Origin of the sequence: Pseudofrankia coriaricola, assembly GCF_001854805.1 — a bacterium.
Classification (GTDB): Bacteria; Actinomycetota; Actinomycetes; order Frankiales; family Frankiaceae; genus Pseudofrankia.
In genome coordinates, this window is sequence record NZ_MBLO01000154.1 from 1 (window position 1) to 3,592 (window position 3,592).

The window sequence follows — 3,592 nt, forward strand, 5'->3', positions numbered from 1 at the left end:
AGCACCTCGGCCACCTGGCCGCCGTCGCCCTGGCCTGCGAACAGGTAGGCGGCGCGGCGCGGGTGCTGGAGACGGCCGTCGCGTTCGCGAGGACGCGGGTGCAGTTCGGGCGTCCGATCGGGCAGTTCCAGGCGATCAAGCACCGCTGCGCGGACATGGCGCTCGAGCTGGATGCCGCTCGGACCGCGCTGGCCCACGGGCTGTGGGCGGCGGCGACCTCGGACCCCGAGCTGCCCGTCGCCGCCTCCATCGCGAAGATCCGCTGTTCGGAGTGCTTCGATTTCGCGGCCGCCGAGAACGTCCAGATCCACGGCGGTATCGGCTTCAGCTGGGAGCACTCCGCGCACCTGTACTTCCGCCGGGCGAAGAGCAATGCGCTGATGTTCGGCGACCCGACCTACCACCGGGAGCAGCTGATCCGCCAGCTGGAGGCGGCCGGGAAGCTCTGACGAGCTCTGGTGGTCGGACGCTCACGATCGCGGGACCCCCGAAGAACCGACCCACCGGCCGGCGGAGGATCACCAGCTTTTCCGCCCGACCGGCGAGAAGGAGCCGAGGAAGAAGAGGAAGAAGGAGAAACATGGGGATCCCGCAGCAGAGCCTGGCCGGCCGGTGAGCGCGCCCACCGCTCCCGAGTCCGACGCGACGGCCGCGGACCCGGTACCCGCCGCGCCGCGGGAACCGGCCGCCACCAAGGCGGCCGATCGGGGCGGATGTCCCGTGGTCACCTACGACATCATGTCCCCACGCCCCGCGCTGACCGGTGTCAGGGAGATGGCCGAGCTGCGGGAGGCCGCCCCCATCTACTGGAACGATTTCGGCACCGGCTTCTGGATGCTCACCCGCTACGACGAATGCCGGGAGGCCTACCAGAACCCGAACGTCTTCGGCAGCCACTCGGTCATACCGCTGGACCCGAACCCGGGCTACCACTGGATACCGACGCATGTCGCGCCGCCCGACCACAGCACGTACCGCCAGATCCTGAATCCGCCGTTCTCGCCGCGAGCGGTGAACGCGTTGGCTCCCCGGATGCGCGAGCTGTGCGACCAGACCATCGACATGTTCATCGATGCCGGCCGCTGCGAGTTCGTCAACGACTTCGCCGCGGTCTACTCCACTCGGGTCTTCCTCTCCCTGTTGGGACTGCCGGCAGCCGACGACGGGCTGTTCGTCGAATGGGTGGACACCGTCTTCGCCGGCTTCACCGATCCCGAGGGGCAGGCCAGGACGCTGGAAGCGGTGACGGCGATGATGGAGCACTTCGTCAACCTCGTCGCGGACCGCCGGGCCGCCCAGCGCGATCCCGGGGAGGATTTCGTCAGCCATCTCATGACGGCCAAGTTCGGGGACCGCCCGCTGCGGGACGACGAGATCCTCGAGATGTGCGTCGTGCTGGTGCTCGCCGGTCTCGACACGGTCAAGAGCCAGCTGAGCTACGCGTTCCATCACCTGGCCACCACGCCGGCGCATCGATACCGGATGGCGATCGACCCGTCGGTGCTGCCGACGGCCGTCGAGGAGTTCCTGCGCGCCTTCCCGATCATTCAGGATGGCCGCAAGCTCACCCGGGACGTGGACTTCCATGGCTGCCCCATGAAGAAGGGCGACATGGTGCAGCTCACCCTGGGCTCGGCAATGCGTGACCCGAGGGTCTTCCCGAATCCCGACAACGTCGACCTGGACCGCGAGGCCAACCGGCATTTCTCCTTCGCCGCCGGGCCGCACCGCTGTCTCGGCGCGCACCTCGCCCGCGCCGAGATGAGTGTCGCGCTGGAGGTCTGGCACAGGCGAATCCCCGATTACCGCCTCGCGGCCGACAGGCCGGTCCTCGAACGCGGTGGCGCGGCCGGTCTGGTCGACCTCCAGCTGGCGTGGGACACCGCTGGATAGCGGGAGATAACGCGGGCCGAGAAGGCGTCGCCGCCGCCGGTCCGATGACCGGCGGCAGCGACGTCGTCACTCCTATGTAGTGCGGCCTGGCGGTCTCGCTGAAAATCCTGCCAGGCCCGCCTCCGCACACCTTGCCCATTTTTATCATGAGGAATAGGCTTGTATTGTACCCGGGTTGACGCACAGCCCGTCCCTGGGGCTTTCCGCTGTTTCCCAGGACCTCCAGGAGGCTGACCTATGGCCGTGACGCCTGTCGTCGACGATATCAAGGTGATCGACACAGACACCCATGTCATCGAACCCGCCGACCTGTGGACCTCGCGAATTTCCACGAAGAAGTGGGGCAGCCTGGTGCCGCATGCCCGCTGGGACGACGAGCTCCAAGAAGAGGCGTGGTACTTCGGTGACGAGCGCCTGTCGGCGACCGCCGGCGGCGCGATGGCCGGATGGCACGAATACCCGCCAAAGCACCCGCGGCGGCTGGCCGACGTCGACCCCGCGCTCTGGAGCGCACCGGAGCGGTTGAAGCGGATGGACGAGTACGGCATCTGGGCGCAGGTGCTCTACCCGAACGTGGCCGGGTTCGGTATGGGGAAGTTTCTCGGGCTTAAGGACTCGGAGCTGATGCTGCGCTGCATCCAGGCCTACAATGACTGGCAGACCGAATGGGCGAGCGCCGACCCGAGCCGCCTGCTGCCGATGACCGCATTACCGTTCTGGGACATCGAGGCGACCTGCCGGGAGGTCGAGCGGACGGCCGCGGCCGGCCACCGAGGCGTCATCATGGCGCAGCAGCCGGACTTCTTCGGGCTGCCGATGCTCGCCGACTCGCACTGGGATCCGCTCTGGGCCACCGCGCAGGACCTCGGCCAGCCGGTCAACTTCCACATCGCCTCGGGTGACCTGTCGCTGATCGAGAAGAACATCCCGAGCAACGGGCTGCACGCGAACTACGCCTCCGTCGGCGTCTCCTTCTTCATGGGCAACGCCAGCACCATCGCGACCATCATCTGCGCCGGCATCTGCCACCGTTTCCCGCGGCTGAACTTCGTGTCCGTCGAGAGCGGCATCGGCTGGATCCCGTACGCCCTCACCGCACTGGACTGGCAGTGGAAGAACTGCGGCGTGCCGCTCGAGCACCCCGAGTACGACCTGCTGCCGAGCGAGTACTTCCAGCGCCAGATTTACGGCTGCTTCTGGTTCGAGAACGAGACCGCCAAGCAGGCGATCGAGCTCCTCGGCGCCGACAACATCCTGTACGAGACGGACTTTCCACATCCGACCAGCATGTCGCCCGGCCCGGCGACCGCGGCGGTGCGGCCCGACCACTTCATCGAGGGCGCGCTGTCCGACCTGCCGCCAGAGGTGTTGCGCAAGATCCTGCACGACAACGCCGCGCGTATCTACCATCTCGACTGAGCGTGTCGACCGACCGGCGGCGGTGCCGCCGGTCGGATCACCGCGCCGACCGGCGCTCGGATGGGCTTGGTTCCCCGGCCCCTCATCCCATGTGGGGCACCACGGCCAGCTGGAGGCCGGCTGGGAGGCTTCGAGCCCGGAGCGTCATCACCCTCGCGATCAAGAGCCTGACAAGCGAAGTGACTGGTCAGGCGCTTTGGAAGCCCCGGCGGTTGGACCGCCGGCGGGGCCGAGCGCGGATGCCCGGCCCCGGTTTCCTGTCGCCCGGCGGATGCGGTCG

General features: G+C 68.0%; 3 protein-coding genes. All 3 read left to right on the top strand.

The annotated features are described in order from the left end of the window. Positions 1 to 449 (top strand): acyl-CoA dehydrogenase family protein (locus BCD48_RS20775; protein WP_274536559.1); only part of this gene is annotated, 449 nt, incomplete at its 5' end. A 163-nt stretch (positions 450 to 612) separates the two neighbouring features. Beyond that, positions 613 to 1,893 carry a cytochrome P450 gene (locus BCD48_RS20780; protein ID WP_083418968.1) on the top strand — a complete coding sequence of 427 codons (1,281 nt, stop codon included), beginning with the start codon at positions 613 to 615 and terminating at the stop codon, positions 1,891 to 1,893. Between the two features lie 237 nt (positions 1,894 to 2,130). Continuing rightward, entirely contained in the window at positions 2,131 to 3,312 is a 1,182-nt protein-coding gene (locus BCD48_RS20785; RefSeq protein ID WP_071050080.1) for an amidohydrolase family protein, read from the top strand. Positions 3,313 to 3,592: the final 280 nt, after the last annotated feature.